This is a genomic window from Streptomyces sp. NPDC127129, assembly GCF_042671585.1.
Lineage (GTDB): Bacteria > Actinomycetota > Actinomycetes > Streptomycetales > Streptomycetaceae > Streptomyces.
The window spans coordinates 95025-113908 of record NZ_JBHXTV010000004.1; the positions used below are offsets into that span (position 1 = coordinate 95025).

Here is an 18884-nt window from a genome sequence, read left to right on the forward strand (position 1 = left end):
AAGCCGCCGGTACGCCGGCCGGCCCATCGGCCGGCGAATCCGGCGCTCACCGCGGCGCTCCTCGGGCACGACCGGGATCAGCCCACCAGATCCGGTGCGCGCAGCATCTCGGGCGGGATGCCCCACGCGTCGACGAAATCGACCGCCAGGGGCCGGACCTTGCGGCAGAGGTCGTTCACCTCCCGGCTGATCGCCTTGGAACGCTGGACGGTCAGCCGGCCGTGCTCCATGAACCACGCCCGGTCGGCCTCGATCGTCGACAGGGCGAACAGGTCGCACAGCAGGGCCAGGGCCACCCGCTCGTCGCCGTGGGGCATCGCTCGCACCTTGTCGACGAAGGCCTCCGTCACCAGGCGTTCGACGTGGGCACGGGCGAGCGCGATGACATGGTCCTGCACCTGGGAGAAGACGGCGCCGGGGTCGCGCTTCTGGTCGATCCCGCGTTTGATCCGGCGGGCCAGCCCGGCGAGCATGTGCTCCTCCCGGAAGCGGACCATGGCGAGCTGATACTCCGAGTCGCGCAGCCCGGCTTCCCGGTCCCACTCGTCGCCGCCGGGCAGCAGGTCGCGTACCCGCTCGAGCAGTTTGTGGGCGGAGGTGCGCTCGATGACGGTGTCCACGGCGAGGTTGGTGAGGTAACGGACCATGCCGAGCTGGTCGAGGTCCTCGAACTCGCTCGCGTAGTCGGTGAGCAGACCCTTGGCCACGAGCTGCAGCAGCACGTGGTTGTCGCCCTCGAAGGTGGTGAAGACGTCGCTGTCGCTCTTCAGCGCGGCGAACCGGTTGACGGCCAGGTAACCCGCGCCGCCGCAGGCCTCGCGGCACTCCTGGACGACGCGGGTGGCGTGCCAGGTGGCGAGCGCCTTGAGGCCCGCGGCCCGTGATTCGAGCCGGCGCCGTGCCTGTGCGTCGTCCTCGATGCCGGAGAAGACGTCGTGCAGCTGCGAGCGCACGCCGTCCTGCGCGAAGTGCAGAGCGTACGTCCGGGCGATGAGCGGCAGCAGCCTGCGCTGATGCAGGCCGTAGTCGAGCAGCACCTGCTCCTCGGCGCCCGAGGTGGCCTCGAACTGCCGTCGCCGCGCGCCGTACTTCGTGGCGACCGCCAGGGCGACCTTGGCGACACCGACCCCGGCGCCGGCGACGCTCACCCGGCCCTGCACCAGCGTGCCGAGCATGGTGAAGAAGCGGCGGTTCGGGTTCTCGATCGAACTTTCGTAGACGCCTTCGGCGCTGACGTCGGCGAACCTGTTCAGGAGCGCCTCGCGCGGGATCCGCACACCGTCGAACCAGATGCGGCCGTTGTCCACGCCGTTGAGACCCATCTTGCGGCCGTCGTCCTCGATCCGGACGCCGGGCGCCGGCTCGCCGCCGACCCGGACGGGCACGACGAAGGCGTGCACGCCCTCGGACCGGCCGTCCACCTCCAGCTGGGCGAAGACCACGGCCAGCTCGGCGTCGCGGGCCGCGTTGCCGATGTAGTCCTTGCGCGCCTGGTCGTCGGGGGTGGTGACGACGAACTCCTGGCGTGCGGCGTCGTACCGCGCGACGGTGCCGAGCGCCTGAACGTTGGAGCCGTGACCGGTCTCGGTCATCGCGAAGCAGCCCATCAGCTCCCCGGTGATCAGCCCCGGCAGACAGCTCTCGTGGTGGCGCTCGGTGCCCAGGTGCAGGATCGCGCCCCCGAAGAGCCCGAACTGCACACCGACCTTGACCAGCACGGACAGGTCACCGAAGGCCAGCGTCTCGAACGCGGCGATCGAGGCCCCGACGTCGCCGCCTCCGCCGTACGCGGCCGGGAAGCCCATGCCGGTCTGGCCCGTCGCGGCCATCTCGACCACGATCTCGCGCACCCGCTCGCGGAACGCGTCCACGCCGAGCTCGTCGGCTTCGTCGAGAACGGAGGCGTACGTCGTCAGATTGCTCCGGACGAGGCCGCGAATCCCGGCGTACTCGCCGTCGAGTACGGCGGTCAGTGACCGGACGTCGATGCCGGGCTGTGCGGAGCCGGTCGTCGTGGAGGGTGAGTCGTCGAGGGCCATGCCGCTTCGCTACCCCGCCGCGGCAAGATCAACCGACGCCGGCCGAGTGGTGGGCCGGAGCCCCCTGGTGGGGAGGGGCGTCGTCGACAGGGGTGGCTCCGGCCGTCAGACTGTTCGCGGAGGTGACGCGAGTGGTGGAAGAGCCGGTGGAAATGCGGGCCGCTGTCCGGGAGACGTACGGTCCGGCCGACCTCAGTGCGGTCCCGGTGTTCGCCGGAGGGTTCATCAACTTCGGGTACTGGCGCTCGATCGACCTCGCCGGACCGATCACGGTCGACGACCGGGTCCGCAGTCAGCGGGACATGTACCGGCACGTGCTCGACGCCGCCGGTCCGCTCGCCGGCCGGCGGATCGTCGAGATCGGCTGCGGGCTGGGTGTCGGCTGTGCGCTCGCCCTGCGCGAGTACGGACCGGAGCAGGTGACCGGTATGGACATCCATCCGCAACAGCTGGACCGCGCCCGCCGGACCAACGCGGAGCTGCTGGAGACCTCGCCGGCGGGGCTCCGGTTCGTCCGCGGTGCGGCGGAGGAAATGCCCTTCACCGAGGGCGAGTTCGACTGTGTCTACAGTGTCGAGGCGGCCCAGCACTTCGACGACATGATCGCCTTCACCCGGGAGACGGCCCGCGTACTGAAGCCCGGCGGGCGGGTGGCCGTCGCGAGCTTCTTCACCCCGGACGACGATCCGGGCAACGGAGCCCGGCTCGCGTCGTACCTGGAGTCGTACGCCGACGGGCTGGACATCGCTCGCCCCGTCACGCTCGTGACGGAGGCGTTCACCCGGGCGGGCCTGACGGACGCCCGGGCCGTGTCCATCGGGCCCGATGTGTGGCAGGGCTGGGACCGCTGGCTGTCGGACCAGTGGAAGCCGGGCACCTGGCCGCGCAACTTTCTGAAGGCCTACGAGCAGGGCAGCCTCGACTACTACGTCGTCACGGCCAGGCGTCCGCAGGCCTGAGCCCGAGACCCGGACCCGCCGTCACGCGCCCTCGCGGCCCATGCGCGGGCGCGCTTGGCCTATACCAATTGCCCGAGTCCCCGTAGTCTCCTCCGTGGCCAGCGGTCCCCCATTCCCCCCACCCCGGCCGCGCGCTGGTGCGGGCGACGCCGCTCTCGACGTCGCCCCGAGCCGTCGGGTCTCCCCTTCGCCGCCTCCAGGAGGATTACGGTGAACATGCGCACGAGAAGCTCGGCGATCATCTGCACTCTCGGTCTCGTCGCCTCCCTCGCCCTGACCACGGCCTCGGCGGAGGAGCGCGATGCCCGGCGCTCGGCCGCGAGGAGCGCCGATGCCGCGACCGTCGCGCGCGCGGCGAAGATCGCGCTCACCCACGTCGCCACCGCGCGCAATCCGACCGCCGGCGCAGCCGGCCCCGGCGGCACGCTCTGGATCGCCGAACGGGCGGGTACCGTACGGGTGTTGGGCGCCCAGGGGCTCGGCGAGCCGGTGCTCGACATCTCTGCCGAGACCACCACCGACGGTGAACGCGGCCTCCTCGGCATCGCGTTCGACCACGCACGCGCCCACCTCTACATCTCGTACACGAATCTCGAAGGCACCAGCACCATCGACGAGTTCGCCGTACGGAAAGGCAAGCTCCGGCCGGAGACCCGGCGCACCGTCCTCACCCAGACGCAGCCGTACTCCAACCACAATGGCGGCGACATCAAGTTCGGCCCCGACGGATACCTCTACATCGCGTTCGGGGACGGGGGAGCGGGCGGCGACCCGCACGGCAACGGGCAGAATCTGGACACCCTGCTCGGCAAGCTGCTGCGGATCGACCCGCGTGGAGGCACGCCGTACGCGATCCCCACGGACAACCCCTTCGTCGACGACGCGAACGCGAGGGACGAGATCTGGGCCTACGGGCTGCGCAACCCGTGGCGGTTCTCCTTCGACTCGCGCACGGGTGACCTGCTGATCGGGGATGTCGGCCAGAACGACTGGGAGGAGATCGACTGGGCGCCCGCGAGGAGCAACGGCGGCGAGAACTACGGCTGGTCCCAGATGGAGGGCAACCACCCCTTCCGGGGCGGCACCGAACCGGCGAACCACGTGCGCCCGGTCCACGAGTACGCCCGAACCGGTCTCGGCTGCTCGGTGACCGGCGGGTTCGTCTACCGGGGGAGCGCGATCCCGGCCCTCAGGGGGCAGTACGTGTTCAGCGACTACTGCGACGGCACCATCCGTTCCCTCGCGCTGAAGAACGGCAAGGTGACGGCGGTGAACGACCTCGTCGTCAACGGGGGCGAGGTCATCTCCTTCGTGGAGGGCCGCGCGGGCGAGCTGTACGTCCTCGCGCTGGGCGGCAACATCGCCCGCATCGACCCGGCGTAGCCGACGGCCCCCGTGCCGTCCGGCTCGCCGGAGGGAGGCGAAGCCGGACGGCACACGCTGCGGGGCGGAAGCGGCTACGACCGCGTCGCCGTCCCGCAACCCCCGTCCGCCGCCGTGCCCTCGGCCATCGACGTGCTGCGGTCGTAGGGGTCCACGGTGGATCCGTTCCTCTCCGCGTCCGCGCGCGAACGGTCGAAGTCGGGGGTGAGGAAGCCGGTGACGGGGCCGCAGCCGCCGTTGGTCATGTCGACCTTGTACGAGACGAGGGAGAACGTCCCCGGCTCGGTGACGATCTTCGCGGGATCGTCCCAGCTGACGACCACCTCGCGCCGCACGATCGTCCGGACGACGTCCTCGCTGCCGGCCTGCGCGCGGACGACGGGGTACACGTAGGTGACGTCCCCCGTGACCCGTACCGAACCCTTGGGCCCCTCTTCGAAGGTGAGCCGGCCACGGACCTTCACGGTCTCGCCGACGAGCCGGGTCGTGGACGGGTCGAACCGGCTGAAGAGCAGGACGGGGTCGCTCTCCCGGTCCGGCTTGCGGAACGCGGAGCCCAGGAAGGCCTGGACGTCCTGCTGGTGAGGGTTGATCAGGGAGATCGCCCTCGCGGGACGCTTCCCTTCGAGCACCTGCCGGTCCAGGTTCGACCAGGAGAGGAAGTCCCGCGTCCGCTCCAGAGCGCGTCCGACCTGGTCGCTGTTCATCCAGCCCGTCGCCTTGGGGCGCGGTATGCCGACCCCGGCCACGCCGTCCGCCCAGCGCGCCGCCGGTGAGCCGAGGAACGGCTCCGCGAGCGTCGCACGCTCCGGGGTCTCCGGCGGGGGTGCCTGGTCGGGGCGCCCTGATTCCACGGCAAGCGGCTTGAGGTCCCCCGCGCCGAACCAGTCGGTGAGGAGCCCGGGCGTCAGCGAGGCCGCCAGCACCGCCGCCGCGGCGACCATACCGGCGACGTACCATCCCTTCCCCCGACGGCGAGGCCGGGCGGGCCCGGACGCGCGCCATACCGGTGGTGCACCGGCGGACCGCCCGGGCGACTCCGCCGTCCTGCCACGTTCCTGGGCCGACGGCTCCCTGGGTGCATCCGCCGTTCCGGCCACCGAGTCCCGAAGGAACCGCTCCCACTCCTCATCGGGCACGGCAGAACCGCCCCGCCCCCCGCCCGCGCTCACTCCGCACTCCTCAGCTCTGCGTGATCCGGCTTCCCCATGATCGTGGACCCGATGATCGCACAGCCGTTCGTGCCAGGTGGATCTCCCCGGCACGCAGAGCGGTCACTCCCTGCCCTCTCCCCGCGCCTCGCTCATGCGGGCGAGGGCACCCGCTCGGAGCGCGGCGGCGGACCGGGCGGTGTGCCCTCACCGAACGGCCGTCCCCCGAGTGCGTCCCGGCCGTGCGGGGTGAACCAGCCGCTCGTGTCAGGGCCTTCAGGGACGATCCCGGTCGGGTTGATGGCGTGGTGCACCACGTAGTAGTGGGCCTTGATCTGGTCGAAGTCGATCGTGTCGCCGAAGCCGGGCGTCTGGAACAGGTCCCGCGCGTAGGCCCACAGGGCCGGCAGCTCCGTCAGTTTCTGTCGGTTGCACTTGAAGTGACCGTGGTAGACGGCATCGAACCGCACCAGTGTCGGGAAGAGCCGGACATCGGCCTCGGTGATCGTGTCACCCACCAGGTAGCGCCGGCTCGTCAGTCGCTCCTCCAGCCAGTCCAGGCGGTCCCACAACCGCTGGTACGCCCTGCCGTACGCTTCCTGCGAGCGTGCGAAACCACACTTGTAGACACCGTCGTTCACGTCCTGGAAGACCTTGTCGGCCACGTCGTCGATCTCGTCGCGCCGGGCCTCCGGGTACAGCTCCGGCGCGCCGTCCCGCTGATGCGCCGCCCACTCATGGCCCAGGTCGAGTGTGATCTGCTCGAAGTCGTTGGTCACCACCCGGCCCGTGGACACCTCCACGAGCGCGGGCACGGTGATGCCCAGCGGATAGCCGGGCTCACGGGCGAAGAACGCCTCCTGCAGCCGTTCGATGCCCAGCACCGGGTCCTTGCCGCCCGGATCCAGATGGAACGACCAGCTCCGCTCGTCGTGCAGCGGCCCGGCGACGCCCATCGAGATCACGTCCTCGAGACCCATGAGGCGCCGGACGATCGCCGCCCGGTTCGCCCACGGACACGCCCTGGCGATGACCAGGCGATAGCGCCCGGGCTCCACGGGAAAGCCGTCGCGGCCGTCGGCCGTGATGCGTGTCGTGATGTAGCGCTTGTCCCGCTTGAACTCACCGTCACCAGCCATGCTCCGAGCCTAGCCAGGGTGAGCCCCGTGCATGCCTGTCACCCCGGCGCGGTTCCCCGCGGGGTCACCGAGGCTCTGGAACCGGATCCAGATCGAGATCCAGCCAGCGCCTGCGCCCCGGTCCGGTCGGGTGGGTACCCGTGACCCCCATGACCACCGAGTAGAGGCTGGTCTCCGCGGCGATGAAGAGGCGGTTGCGCTTGGCGCCGCCCCAGGTGATGTTGGCGACCGCCTCCGGGACGTCGAGCCGTCCGATCAGCGTGCCGTCGGGGTCGTAGCAGTGCACCCCGTCGTCCATCGCGGCAACCCAGAGCCGGCCGCCGTCGTCGAAGCGGAGGTTGTCGAAGCGTGCGGCCCCACGGGCCGCGGCCGCGGCGAAGACCTCGCCGTCGGACAGCGTGCCGTCATCGCGTACGTCGAAGACCCGGATGAAGCCCGCCCGGGTGTCGGAGACGAAGAGCTGCCGTTCGTCGGCCGAGAAGGCGAGTCCGTTCGGGGCGCCGAAGCCGTCGGCGACCAAACGCACGTCACCGGTGGCCGGGTCGATGCGGTAGACGTTGTTGGAGCCGATCTCGCTCTGCGCGCGATGCCCCTCGTAGTCGCTGGTGATGCCGAAGTCGGGGTCGGAGAACCAGATGGAGCCGTCGGACTTGACCGCCGCGTCGTTCGGGCTGTTCAGGCGCTTGCCCTGCCAGCGGTCGGCCAGCACCGTCAGGGTGCCGTCGTGCTCGGTTCGTGTCACCCTGCGGTTGCCCTGTTCGCAGGTGACCAGCCGGCCTTCGCGGTCCAGGGTGTTGCCGTTGGTGTGACCGGCGGAGCGACGGAAGACACCGACGGCGCCGGTCTCCTCGTCCCACCGCAGCATCCGGTCGTTGGGGATGTCGCTCCAGACCAGCTGCCGCCAGGCGGGCACGTAGACCGGCCCCTCGGCCCAACGGCAGCCGGTGTACAGGACTTCCAGGCCGTCATCGCCGTTCATGCATCGGCCGGAACGGAACCGGTCGTCGAACATCTCGTACAGCGCGGGGCGCTCAGTGGTCATGCTGGTCCTCCCCATCCAGGCATGTGCCGAATACAGTTCGGCACACGGGAGAGACTGGCGGATGAGCTATGGTCTGAGCAAGGTCTGTTCGAATGGAGAGTTGTGGATCACATCGATCGCTCCCTGCTGGCACTGCTGCAGGAGGACGCCACCCGGTCCTACGCCGCGCTGGGCCAGGCCGTCGGTCTCTCCGCGGGCGCCGCCCATGAACGTGTACGGAAGTTGCGCGAGCGCGGCGTCATCCGGCGCACCGCGGCGGACGTGGATCCGGCGGCGGTGGGCGGCGGGGTGCTGGCCTACGTGACGGTCGACTCGACGTCCTGGATGGGAGACACCGCCGAGAGCTTCGCCGCCCTCCCCGAGATCCTGGAGGCGCACATCATCGCCGGCAGCGCATCGGTCCTGGTGAAGGTCAGGACCGCGACCACCGAGCAGCTGCAGGACGTACTGCGCCGGATCTACGCGATCGACGGAGTGAGCGGCACCCAGGCCACGGTGGTCCTGGAGACCTTCTTCGAGCGGCCGGTCTCCCCGTTGACGGCCGCTCAGGGGTGATCGGCGGTCCCCGGCGCCCGACCTGTTGTCAGGCGTCACTGTTACGTTGACGCGAGGATCTTGCCTGGACCTCTGGAGAGGGCGCATGTACGACGAACGGCTCGCCGAGTTCTCCCGCGAGCGGCTGGGCGGCCGTCCCGTACCCGACGATCTGCGCGTGCTGCTGGTGGCGCAGTGGGAGGGCCGTACCGACTTCACCCACCTTCTCGACCTCGACTTCTTCGAGGCGGGAGAGGTCCACCCGCTCCTGGACACCAGCTATCTGAGCGAGAAGGAACTCGCGGACCCGGAGATGCAGGCCGTCAACGCCGGAGCCGCGGAGATGGCCGCGTACGCCAAGCTCGTGGCGAAGGGCGGCAGTGGGTGGATCGGCTACTGGCTGCACCCCGGCGAACCCGCCGACCGCGCCTGGCGCCTCATCGAGCTGGACACCGAATTCACCTTCTCCGGCCTGGTAGGCCTCACCCTGACCGAAGGTGCCGCGGCCGATCAGGCAAGCAGGCGGGGCGAGCCCGACGAGCGCACCGCGTTCACACGCCTGGCCGCCGAACTCGCCGGGCTCGGCCTGCCGCTGAGCACACAGGACTACGACGCCCTCGATGACACCGCGTCCACGGTGGACCCGGAGGAACTCATGGAGCGGCTGATCGAAGCCGAACGAGGGAAGCGCGGTCTTCGCTGAGAGATCCGGCACCGCTCGGGTGTTGCCGGCGCCTGGAGACGATCCTGAGCGGCAGAATTTCTGACCGTCGTTGTCGACAACGCAGGAGGAACACGTGGCTCAGCTGCTGAGAGTCCAGAACTTCAACGTCTCGAGTGACGGAATCGGCGCCGGTGAGGACCAGACCCTGGAGCGGCCGTTCGGCCATGTCGATCCCGGGAGGCTGTTCGCCTGGGCGGGCGCGACGGCGAGCTGGCCCATGCGCACCGAGCCCGGGGGCAGCCGGGGTCTCGACGACTACTTCACGCGTGACTACGCCCGCAACATCGGCGCCGAGATCATGGGCCGCAACAAGTTCGGGCCTCAGCGTGGCCCGTGGCCCGACCTCGAGTGGCAGGGCTGGTGGGGTGACGAGCCGCCGTTTCACACTCCGGTGTTCGTCCTGACCCACCACGGACGTCCGTCGTTCACACTCGGCGACACCACGTTCCACTTCGTCGAAGGCGACCCTGCCACGGTCCTGGAGCGGGCCAAGGAGGCTGCGCAGGGCAAGGACGTCCGACTCGGGGGTGGGGCGAGCACCATCCGGCAGTTCCTCGATGCCGATCTCGTCGACACCCTGCACGTGGTGGTCTCGCCGGTGAAGTTCGGCTCGGGAGTGCGACTCTGGGAGTCACCCGACGAGCTGCTCGACCGCTTCCATCTGGACGTGGTGCCGAGCCCGAGTGGGGTGACGCACCACTTGTTCTGGCGGAAGTGACGGTCCGCACAGCCTGGCGCGCGGCCGGGCGGTCCGTTCAGATGGTGCGGACCGAGCTGAAGTCGACAGCCCGGTCCGCCTCCTCCAGCACCCGCGCGGCCACCTGCCTCGCCTCCGCCGGCACGTCTCCGCGCTCCCGGACGAGAGTCGCGTAGATCGGAGCGTCGGCTGCTGCCCGGCCCATGGGGTCGTACTGGTTCACTGCGCTGGTCCTTACCTGCGGTGGAATCAGCTCATGAGTGTACGGGGGCCGCAGTCCGCCCCGCGCGATGCGGGTCAGACCCTCCGCCACTTCGCCTGGCCGAACGAGAAGACGCCGAACAGGACGAGCCCGACCGCCACGGCCACGAGCAGCCAGGGGCCGGCAGGCGTCTGGGCGAACGACCGGATCGCGTCATCCATGCCCTTGGCCTCTGCCGGGTCGAACTCGACGGCCGCCTTGACCCCGAACCAGCCCACCGCCGCGAAGACGCAACCCCGCCCGACACCGCCGACCACGCCGGTGATGTCCATGAAGCGCTGTGCCTTGCGGGACATCTGTCCCCACGTCAGGTGTTTGCGGTACTTCCGCATCACCGCGCTCCCCGCCATCCACAGACCGGCCGACGCGAAGCCGACGGCCACCGCGCCGACCCACCACTGGCCGCCCGGCAGCCCGAGCAGCCGACCGGTGATGTCCTGGCTCTGCTGGTCGCTCGACCCCGCACCGCTGTCCCGGGAGCCCGCCGCGAAGGAGAACACGAGGAAGGCGGTGACGCCGTAGAACACACAACGTGCCCCCGACATGGCCCGCTTGGCCGCTCCGTCCCCCTTGGGGCCGGCGGCACCGAACACGGCCTCCGACAGCCGCCAGAGGGCCATGCCGGCGAGGCCCAGCCCCAGCGCCCAGAGCAGTACGGCGCCGAACGGGGTCCCCGAGACTTCGGTCAGTGCCCCGCCACGGTCCGCCTGCTCGCCCGTGCCTGTCAGACCGATCCGTACAGCCAGCGCACCGACGAGCAGATACAGCACCCCACGCGCCACGAAACCCATACGCGCCCCGCCACGGACGGCGTCGCCACGGGCCACCTTTCTCGCCACGGCGGACGAGCTCGCTGCGGTCATGTCCGGTCACTCCCCTCCAGGTCAGGAGCATCGGGTTCCCCGGCTTCGCCGGCCCAATCCCGGCTCCGCTCCGTCAGGGACTCAGCCTTCGGCGCGGGCCGCCTTCCTGGCCCAGAGGATGAGGGGCACCTGGAGGGGGAGGCGGGCGTAGGCGAGGGTCCTGGCCGCGGTGGGGCGGTCGCGCCAGTCGTACGCCATCTTCACGTTGGCCGGGAAGACGGCCGCGAAGAACACGGCCGTCGCTCCGGCGCTCACCCGGCGTGTCGCCGGAATCGCGAGCCCTGCGGCCAGCATCAGTTCGGCGACTCCGCTCGCCTTCGTCCAGGCCCGAGGACTGCCGGGCAGTGCCTCCGGAACGATGGCGTCGAACTGCCGCGGTGCGACGAAGTGGGCGGTGCCCGCCGCGGCCAGCAGGCCGGCGAGCAGAAGAGCGGGACGGGCGGGCCGAGACATGGGAGCTCCTTCGGGAAGCGGCGGACGCCGACGTGTTACCGGCGAGTATGTACCAAGCGCATGCGGCCGCTTCGGTGGTATGGCGATGTCGGTGAGGGCGACTTCGCCACCCGGCGTCTGCCGGGAGCCGGGGTGTGTCCAAGGGCGTGAATCGGACAGAGAGGGAATGAACGGCGTTCCGCCGAGACCGTCTACTGGCCAGTACGAACGACTTCCCGGCGCATGCGGGTGTGCAGTGAATTCGCGCCGCTTTTTCTTCCCGGAGTGTGGGGTGAAGGGTGTCGCCCCTTCAGGGTCCACCCCCTCTGGAAGCGCACCGCGCGACGCAGGGACCGCTCTGATCAGGGTGAGGACGTTGACCCTTCAGTAACTTGGCGCTACTTTCGCTGCGTCCACCGAACGGCCCTAACTTCTTGCCACGGGCCCGCGCGACCCCATGCCTTTTGTTCGGCTCTTTTGTTTGACCGAAATTCTTCCCGGGCAATGCATCGCACATTCGGAGAATTATGACGTCAGCAGAGTACGTCTCGGACCTGGTCATCGGAGTGACTCCTTTCGGCGAGCCCGACGCGCGACTCGCGGCCGCCGTCACGCGCGGCGGAGGGCTCGGCGTGCTGGACCTGGGCGCCGGCGACCGTGCGGCCAGGGAGGCGTGGGGCGATCTGCGCAGGTGGCTCCCCGAGCGTCACGGGATCCGCGTCGGGCCGCAGTGCCGATTACCCGTCGACAGCCTGGCGCGCGGCCCCCTGCCGCACACCGTGGTGCTCGGCCTCGGTGTCTCCTGGCGGCCCGGTGACCTGCCCGACGGTGTGCGCGTGCTGGCCGAGGTGACATGTGCGGACGAGGCCCGGGGCGCCCTGGACGCGGGTGTCCACGGACTCGTCGCCCGGGGCAGCGAGTGCGGTGGACGGATCGGCGAACTCGGCACTTTTGTCCTGCTCCAGCTACTCCTCGACCTGGTCGGCCCCGACGGCCCGCCGGTGTGGGCCTGCGGCGGCATGGCGCCGGACACGGCGGCCGCCGCCGTGGTGGGCGGAGCCGCGGGGGTGGTGCTCGACACCCAGCTCGTGCTCCTCGCCGAATCGGCCGTTCCCACGCCCGTCGCGTCCCTCCTGCGAGGGATGGACGGCTCCGAGACCACCGTCCTGGGCGGCCACCGGTTCCTGCGCCGCCGCCTCCCCGGAAGCACGCCCGGGAAGGACGTGCCCGACGATCCGAAGCGCGTGGCGGCCCTGCTCGGAGGCCGGGACCCGGAAACACAACTGCTGCCCGTCGGCCAGGACGGTTTTCTCGCAGTCCGTTTCGCCGAACGGTACGGCGACGCCGCGGGCGCCGTCCGCGCCGTCGCCGACGCGGTGTCGGCCGCCGTCGAGGGGGACGGAACCGCGGACGTCCTGCGTCCCGGATCGCCCATGAGCCGCGCACTGGGCACCCGACTGCCGATCGTCCAGGGCCCCATGACCCGGGTCAGCGACGGTGCCGGCTTCGCCGCCGCGGTGTCCGACGGCGGAGGCCTGCCCGTCGTCGCCCTCGCGCTCGCCGGCCGCGACCAGGCCCACGCCCTGCTGGCCGAGGCGGGCGCCGCACTGGCCGGCCGGCCCTGGGGCGTCGGCGTGCTCGGCTTCGCCCCCGAGGAGACGCGCGCCGCCCAGCTGGAGGCCGTACGCGCCCACCGGCCCACGCACGTGATCATCGCCGGGGGCCGGCCGTCGCAGGCACAGGACTTGGAGGCCGACGGCATCAAGGCCTTCCTGCACGTGCCCTCGCCCGGGCTGCTGCGCCAGTACCTGGAGCAGGGCGCCCGGCGGTTCGTCTTCGAGGGCGCCGAATGCGGCGGCCACGTCGGACCCCGCAACAGCTTCCCGCTCTGGGAGGCCCAACTGGCCGTGATCGGCGACTGGACGGACCAGGACCCACAGGGCGCGGCAGGGGTCGAGGTGCTGTTCGCCGGTGGTGTCCACGACGCCCGCTCCGCCGCCATGGTCGCCGCCCTCGCCGCCCCCCTCACCGTACGGGGCTGCGCGGTGGGCGTCCTGATGGGCACCGCCTACCTGTTCACCGAGGAAGCCGTCACGTGCGGCGCCCTGCAACCGCTCTTCCAGAGGCAGGTCCTCGCCGCCGAGCGGACCGCCCTGCTGAGGACCGCCCCCGGGCACGCGACCCGCTGCGTCCCCAGCCCGTTCAGCGACGGCTTCGGTGACCTGGAGGCCGCCCTGCGCGCCGAAGACGTCCCCGGGCGCGAGGTGTGGGAGCGGCTGGAACGCCTCAACGTCGGCCGGCTGCGCATCGCCAGCAAAGGCGTCGAGCGCACCGCCGCCGGAGACCTGGCACCCGTGGACGAGTCCCGCCAGTACGCCGAGGGGATGTTCATGGCGGGCGAAGTCGCGGTGCTGCGCACGACGACCACCACGATCGCCGCACTCCACACGTCTGTCACCGACGACGCGGCCGCCTTTCTCGGCAGACGGTCGGCCGGCCTCCGCGAGCGCCTCGCATCCGACGCGGACCGGGCCGCGGCGCAGGTGACCGCGGCCGTGCCCGCCGCCGCCCCCCTGGACGTCGCGATCGTCGGCATGGCCTGCATGTTCCCGCAGGCGCCGGACCTGGCCGCCTTCTGGGCGCTCGTCCTCGACGGGCACGACGCCGTCACCGAAGTCCCCCCGGAGCGCTGGGATCCCGCCGTGCACCACTCCACGGAGGCGGGGGCCATGAGCGCCTCCCGGTGGGGCGGCTTCCTGCCCCGGATCCCCTTCGACCCGCTGCGGTACGGGATCCCGCCGGCCTCGCTGGGCAGCATCGAGCCCGTACAGCTCCTGGCGCTCGAAGCAGCCCGGCGCGCCCTCCTGGACGCCGGGTACGGGGAGGAGGGGCGGGAGTTCGACCGTACGCGGGCCGGTGTGGTCTTCGGCGCCGAGGCGGGCAGCGACCTCGCCAACGCCGCCACCCTGCGCGCGGTGCTCCCCTCCTACTACGGTCACCTCCCCGCCGAGCTGGACGAGCAGTTGCCGCGGCTCACCGAGGACTCCTTCCCCGGCATGCTCGCGAACGTCATCTCCGGGCGGGTGGCCAACCGTCTGGATCTGCGCGGCGCCAACTACACCGTCGACGCGGCCTGCGCCTCCTCCCTCGCGGCCGTCGACGCCGCCTGCAAGGAACTGGTCCTCGGCACCAGCGACCTGATGCTGTGCGGGGGCGCCGACCTGCACAACGGCATCAACGACTACGCCCTGTTCACCTCCGTGCACGCGCTCTCCCCGACCGGCCGCTCCCGGCCCTTCGACGAGAGCGCCGACGGCATCGCCCTCGGTGAGGGCGTCGCCTGCGTCGTCCTCAAGCGGCTCGCGGACGCCGAACGCGACGGCGACCGTGTGTACGGCGTCATCAAGGGGGTCGGGAGCTCCAGCGACGGCCGCTCCCTCGGGCTGACCGCCCCGCGGCCGGAAGGACAGCGGGCCGCGCTGGAACGCGCCTACCGCAATGCAGGGGTCTCGCCCGCGCAGGTCACCCTCATGGAGGCGCACGGCACCGGCACCGTCGTGGGTGACCGCACCGAACTGGGCGTACTCACCGACGTGTTCGACCAGGCGGGTGCCGCACGCGGAGCATGCGTCCTGGGGTCGGTGAAGTCGCAGATCGGACACACCAAGTGCGCCGCGGGACTGGCCGGGCTGATCAAGACCGCGCTCGCCCTGCACACCGGGGTACGGCCGCCCACCCTGCATCTGGAGCGGCCCCTCTCCGTGTGGAAGGAGGACGCGAGTCCGTTCGTCTTCCACCGGGAGGCACTGCCGTGGCCCGCCCCGCCCGGACAGCGGCTCGCGGGCCTGAGCGCCTTCGGCTTCGGCGGGACCAACTTCCACGTCGTCCTCGCCGCGCACGACGGCGACGCGCCGCCGCCCGTCCACGCCCGGGACCTCTGGCCGGTGGAACTGTTCACCTTCCGGGGCCCCACGCGTGCGGCGGCCCGCCACGCGGTCGCCGAGCTGCTCGACCTCGCCGCCGCGGCCGAGGCGGGCACCGCCCCGTGGCGGCTTCGCGACCTCGCCGCCACGGCCTCGCACCGCGCGGGCCGCGCCCACGGGCGCGTGCACACGGCCTTCGTCGCCCACGACGTGGCCGGGCTGTGCCGACAGCTCGGGCACGCCCTCTCCGCCCTGGACTCGGAGGTGTCCGACGGGGCTGCCGCGTCCCGCCCCGCAGGGCACGAGGGCGCGACGGGGGTCCGGCCGGCCACCGGTCCGGGAGGCCCGCCGTTCGGGGTCCACCTCGCGGGGGAGGAAGCCGTCGCCCCCGGCCTCACGGCGTTCCTGTTCCCGGGGCAGGGCAGCCAGCGCCCGGGCATGTCCGCGCACCTGTTCACAGCCTTCCCGGAACTCGGCCGGCGGCTGCACACCGGCGACGGGGCCCACATCGCCAACACCCTCTACCCGCCCGACACGTTCGACGACTCCGCGCGGGAACGCGCCCGGCGGGCCCTGACGGACACCCGGGCCGCCCAGCCCGCCCTGGGCATCGTCGAACTCGCCGTGCACGACCTCCTCGCCCGCTCCGGTGTCCACCCCGATCTGGCCGCCGGCCACAGCTACGGCGAGCTGGTCGCCCTGTGCGCGGCGGGCGTCCTCGACCCCGACGCCCTGCCCGGCCTCAGCGCAGCGCGCGCGGCGGCGATCCTCGACGCGGCCGGCGACGACCCCGGTGCCATGGCCGCCGTCGCCGCCACACCCGAGCAGATCCACGGGGCCCTCGGCAGTCCGCTGCCGGACAGCCTTGTCGTCGCCAACCACAACGCCCCACGGCAGAGCGTCCTGTCCGGCCAGACGGCCGCCGTCGAAGCGGCACTGGTGAGGCTGCGGGACGCCGGACACGGCGCGAAGCGGCTGCCGGTCGCCTGCGCCTTCCACAGTCCGCCGCTCGCCGCCGCCGGTCCCGTCTTCCGGCGGGCCCTTGAGCAACAGCTTCTGCACACACCGGAGTTCCCGTTGTGGGCGAACCGCACCGCCCGCCCCTACACGTCCGACCCCGACCTCGTACGCGACGAGCTAGCCGCCCAGATCGGCGCCCCGGTGCGTTTCGTGGAGCAGATCGAGGCGATGTACGAGGCCGGTGCGCGCACCTTCGTCGAGGTGGGGCCCGGCCGCGTCCTGACCCGCCTCGTCACCGACATCCTCGGCGGGCGCCCGCACCGTGTCGTCGCCTGCGAGCCGCGTGCCGACAGCGGCCTGGCCGGCCTCCTGGACGCGCTCGCCCGGCTCGCCGCCGCCGGGCTTCCGGTGGCGACGGACTGGATGTTCCGGGGCCGTGACGCCGCCGACATCGACCGCGACGGCGGCATCGACGGCGACGGCGGCAGGGGCGACGAGCAGGCAACCGCACCGCGCCGACCCGGCTGGACGGTGGACGGGCACCTCGTCCGCACCGCCGCCGGCGATCCGCTCCCCGGCGCCCTCGCGCCGGCCAGACGAGTCGTGGAGACGCCCGTGACATCGAACCCCGGTCAGACCCCGGCCGGTGAGGCCGATGCCCTGATCGCCGAATTCCTCCGGACCAGCCGGGACATGATCTCCGCGCAACGCGACGTCCTGCTCGCCTACTTCGGCGTCGCTCCGGGAGAAAGCCCCCCTCTGCGTGTACCGACGGCACCTCAGGAGCCGGTTGGCCGCCCGGCCGCCGTGCCGCCGTACGCCGAGCTCGCCGTGCACACCCCCGTCCCCGCGCAGACGCTCGCACCACCTCCACCGGCGGCGGCCGGAGGCGCCCCAGCCGGGGACCTCTCCGAGGAGGGGGTGCTGCGCACGGTCCTGGAACTCATCAGCGAGCGCACCGGCTACCCCCTCGACATGGTGGAGCCCGGCCTCGACCTGGAGGCCGACCTGAGCGTCGACTCCATCAAGCGCGCCGAGATCGCCGGTGAACTGGCCAGACGCCTGGGCGCCGCCGCCGGCTCCGCGCCGGTTCTGGACGACGGGGAGTTGGAGGAGCTCACGGGTGCCCGGACGGCGTCGGCGATCGCGCGCTGGATGTTCAGCCGCGTGGCCGGCCCCGGTGGGCAGGCCTCCCCGGCCCCTGCCGGACCCACCGCTCCCAGCCTGGCGCCCGGCCCCACCGCATCCGGACCCGACGGTGCCCCGGACGACGCGCCGCGTATCGCCGCGCCCCGCCGCCTGCGGATGCTGCCGGTGCCCGTTCCTGTTCCCGCGCCGGAACCGGGAGCCGGACCGGACGTGCCGGCCGGGTCGCGGTACGCCCTGCTCGGCGACGGCACCGGTTCCTTCCGCGGTGTCGCGGCGGAACTGTCCGCCCGTCTGACCCGACTGGGCGCCGAAGCGGTCGTCCTGGACGGCGATGTCGCGCCGGGCGAGGTGGACGATTCTCTGGACGGTGTCGTCCTCCTGGCGGCCCTGGGGGAGGACGGCGCACCGTTCCTGCCCGCGGGATTCACCCTCGTACGGGAGCTCCTTCTGCGCGCGCCCCGACGGCTGCTCCTGGCCCGCGCGGCGGACGGGGTCCGGGCCGCCGGAGTGGACGGCCTCCTGCGGACCGCCGCCCGGGAGTACCCGGCCGTGGGCGTACGCTGCGTCGCGCTGGACCCGGGAACCGCCGAGGCCTCCGCCCACGCGGCGGACGCGCTGGTGGCCGAACTCCTCGCGGACGACGCCCTGCCCGTCGTCGTACGCACCCCGGCCGGGCGGTTCGCCCCCGAGCTCACCGCGACGCCGCTCGGCGCGCTCGGCACCACGGGAGCCGGCCCCTCGGGCGAAGGCGCCGCCGAGGCGGAGGCGCTGGGCCTCGACCGGGACAGTGTCGTGATCGTCGTCGGCGGAGCCCGCGGAATCACGGCGCGGTGCGTGGGCGCCTTCGCGACCGCCTCAAGGTGTCGCATCGAGCTCCTGGGGCGCACTCCGGCGCCCGACGGGCCTGAGGCCCCGGAGACCGCAGGCGCCCCCGACAGATCCGCACTTCGGTCCGTACTCGCGGGCACCGGGCGTTACGACAGCCCCGTCGCGGTCGAGCGTGCCGCCGACCTGATCCTGGCCCGGCGTGAGGTGAGCGCGACGCTGGACGCGCTGCGTGCCGCGGGCAGCCGGGCCCGGTACCGAAGCCTGGACTGCCGGGACTCCGCCGCCGTGCTCCAGGCGGTCAAGGAGATCCATGCCGAGTACGGCCGCGTCGACGGCGTGATCCACGCCGCCGGGATCATCGAGGACCGGCTCATGGAGGAGAAGACTCCCGAGTCGTTCGGGCGCGTGTACGGCACCAAGACCGACAGCGCGACGGCGCTCCTCGCCGCCGTCGACCAGCTGCCCCGGCCGCCGTCGTTCGCCGTGCTGTTCGGCAGCGTCGCCGCCGTACTCGGCAATCGTGGTCAGGCCGACTACGCGGCCGCCAACGACGCCCTGGAAACCATCGGCGCCGCCTGGGCCGCACGGACGGGCCGACGTGCGCTGACGGTCCACTGGGGTCCGTGGGCACCGTCCGACGACCACACCGGCATGGTCGGTCCCGAGCTGGCCCGCAGCTACGCGCGGCGCGGGATCACGCTCATCGATCCGGAGGAGGGCGCCCTGGCGCTGTTGCGGGAGCTGGCCTGGGGCGAGGAGACGGTCCGCTCGGTCGTCCACACCGCTTCGGAGTGGTGAG

13 protein-coding genes are annotated in these 18884 nt (G+C 72.1%); 6 read left to right on the forward strand and 7 right to left on the reverse strand.

Annotation, left to right across the window (positions count from 1 at the left end; genetic code table 11):
- Window positions 1-77 precede the first annotated feature (77 nt).
- The gene (locus ACFVGW_RS08905) at window positions 78-2039 is read right to left on the reverse strand and encodes an acyl-CoA dehydrogenase (protein WP_385851394.1); all 1962 of its coding nucleotides are present in this window, start codon (window positions 2037-2039) and stop codon (window positions 78-80) included.
- Window positions 2040-2191: 152 nt separating this feature from the next.
- Between ACFVGW_RS08905 and ACFVGW_RS08910 the strand changes: the two genes are divergently transcribed.
- On the forward strand, window positions 2192-2998 hold the full coding sequence (locus tag ACFVGW_RS08910) for a class I SAM-dependent methyltransferase (RefSeq protein WP_385851395.1): 807 nt from the start codon (window positions 2192-2194) through the stop codon (window positions 2996-2998).
- Window positions 2999-3208: 210 nt separating this feature from the next.
- On the forward strand, window positions 3209-4381 hold the full coding sequence (locus ACFVGW_RS08915; RefSeq protein WP_385851396.1) for a PQQ-dependent sugar dehydrogenase: 1173 nt from the start codon (window positions 3209-3211) through the stop codon (window positions 4379-4381).
- 74 nt (window positions 4382-4455) lie between these two features.
- Here ACFVGW_RS08915 and ACFVGW_RS08920 read toward each other — a convergent pair whose 3' ends face one another.
- The 3 genes from ACFVGW_RS08920 to ACFVGW_RS08930 form a co-directional block, all read right to left on the reverse strand.
- Entirely contained in the window at window positions 4456-5325 is an 870-nt protein-coding gene (locus ACFVGW_RS08920; protein ID WP_385851397.1) for a hypothetical protein, read from the reverse strand.
- A gap of 359 nt (window positions 5326-5684) precedes the next feature.
- A complete protein-coding gene (locus tag ACFVGW_RS08925) occupies window positions 5685-6671 on the reverse strand; it encodes a glutathione S-transferase family protein (protein ID WP_385851398.1) in 987 nt (328 codons plus the stop codon).
- A gap of 64 nt (window positions 6672-6735) precedes the next feature.
- Window positions 6736-7713 carry an SMP-30/gluconolactonase/LRE family protein gene (locus ACFVGW_RS08930; protein ID WP_385851399.1) on the reverse strand — a complete coding sequence of 326 codons (978 nt, stop codon included), beginning with the start codon at window positions 7711-7713 and terminating at the stop codon, window positions 6736-6738.
- A gap of 102 nt (window positions 7714-7815) precedes the next feature.
- Here ACFVGW_RS08930 and ACFVGW_RS08935 point away from each other — a divergent pair, with 102 nt between their 5' ends.
- From ACFVGW_RS08935 to ACFVGW_RS08945, 3 genes are all read left to right on the forward strand, one after another.
- Window positions 7816-8268: an Lrp/AsnC family transcriptional regulator gene (locus tag ACFVGW_RS08935; RefSeq protein WP_385851400.1), complete on the forward strand. Its 453-nt coding sequence runs from the start codon at window positions 7816-7818 to the stop codon at window positions 8266-8268.
- An 85-nt stretch (window positions 8269-8353) separates the two neighbouring features.
- A complete protein-coding gene (locus ACFVGW_RS08940) occupies window positions 8354-8950 on the forward strand; it encodes a hypothetical protein (RefSeq protein ID WP_385851401.1) in 597 nt (198 codons plus the stop codon).
- Between the two features lie 94 nt (window positions 8951-9044).
- Window positions 9045-9689 carry a dihydrofolate reductase family protein gene (locus ACFVGW_RS08945; protein WP_383221457.1) on the forward strand — a complete coding sequence of 215 codons (645 nt, stop codon included), beginning with the start codon at window positions 9045-9047 and terminating at the stop codon, window positions 9687-9689.
- A gap of 37 nt (window positions 9690-9726) precedes the next feature.
- On the opposite strand, the gene ACFVGW_RS08950 is transcribed toward ACFVGW_RS08945, so the two are convergent.
- The 3 genes from ACFVGW_RS08950 to ACFVGW_RS08960 form a co-directional block, all read right to left on the reverse strand.
- The gene (locus tag ACFVGW_RS08950; RefSeq protein WP_352190666.1) at window positions 9727-9891 is read right to left on the reverse strand and encodes a hypothetical protein; all 165 of its coding nucleotides are present in this window, start codon (window positions 9889-9891) and stop codon (window positions 9727-9729) included.
- Between the two features lie 74 nt (window positions 9892-9965).
- A complete protein-coding gene (locus tag ACFVGW_RS08955) occupies window positions 9966-10793 on the reverse strand; it encodes a DUF1206 domain-containing protein (protein ID WP_385851402.1) in 828 nt (275 codons plus the stop codon).
- 81 nt (window positions 10794-10874) lie between these two features.
- Entirely contained in the window at window positions 10875-11246 is a 372-nt protein-coding gene (locus ACFVGW_RS08960) for a hypothetical protein (RefSeq protein ID WP_383221455.1), read from the reverse strand.
- A 506-nt stretch (window positions 11247-11752) separates the two neighbouring features.
- Here ACFVGW_RS08960 and ACFVGW_RS08965 point away from each other — a divergent pair.
- Window positions 11753-18883, forward strand: a complete 7131-nt coding sequence (locus tag ACFVGW_RS08965) for an SDR family oxidoreductase (protein WP_385851403.1) — start codon at window positions 11753-11755, stop codon at window positions 18881-18883.
- Window position 18884 lies beyond the last annotated feature (1 nt).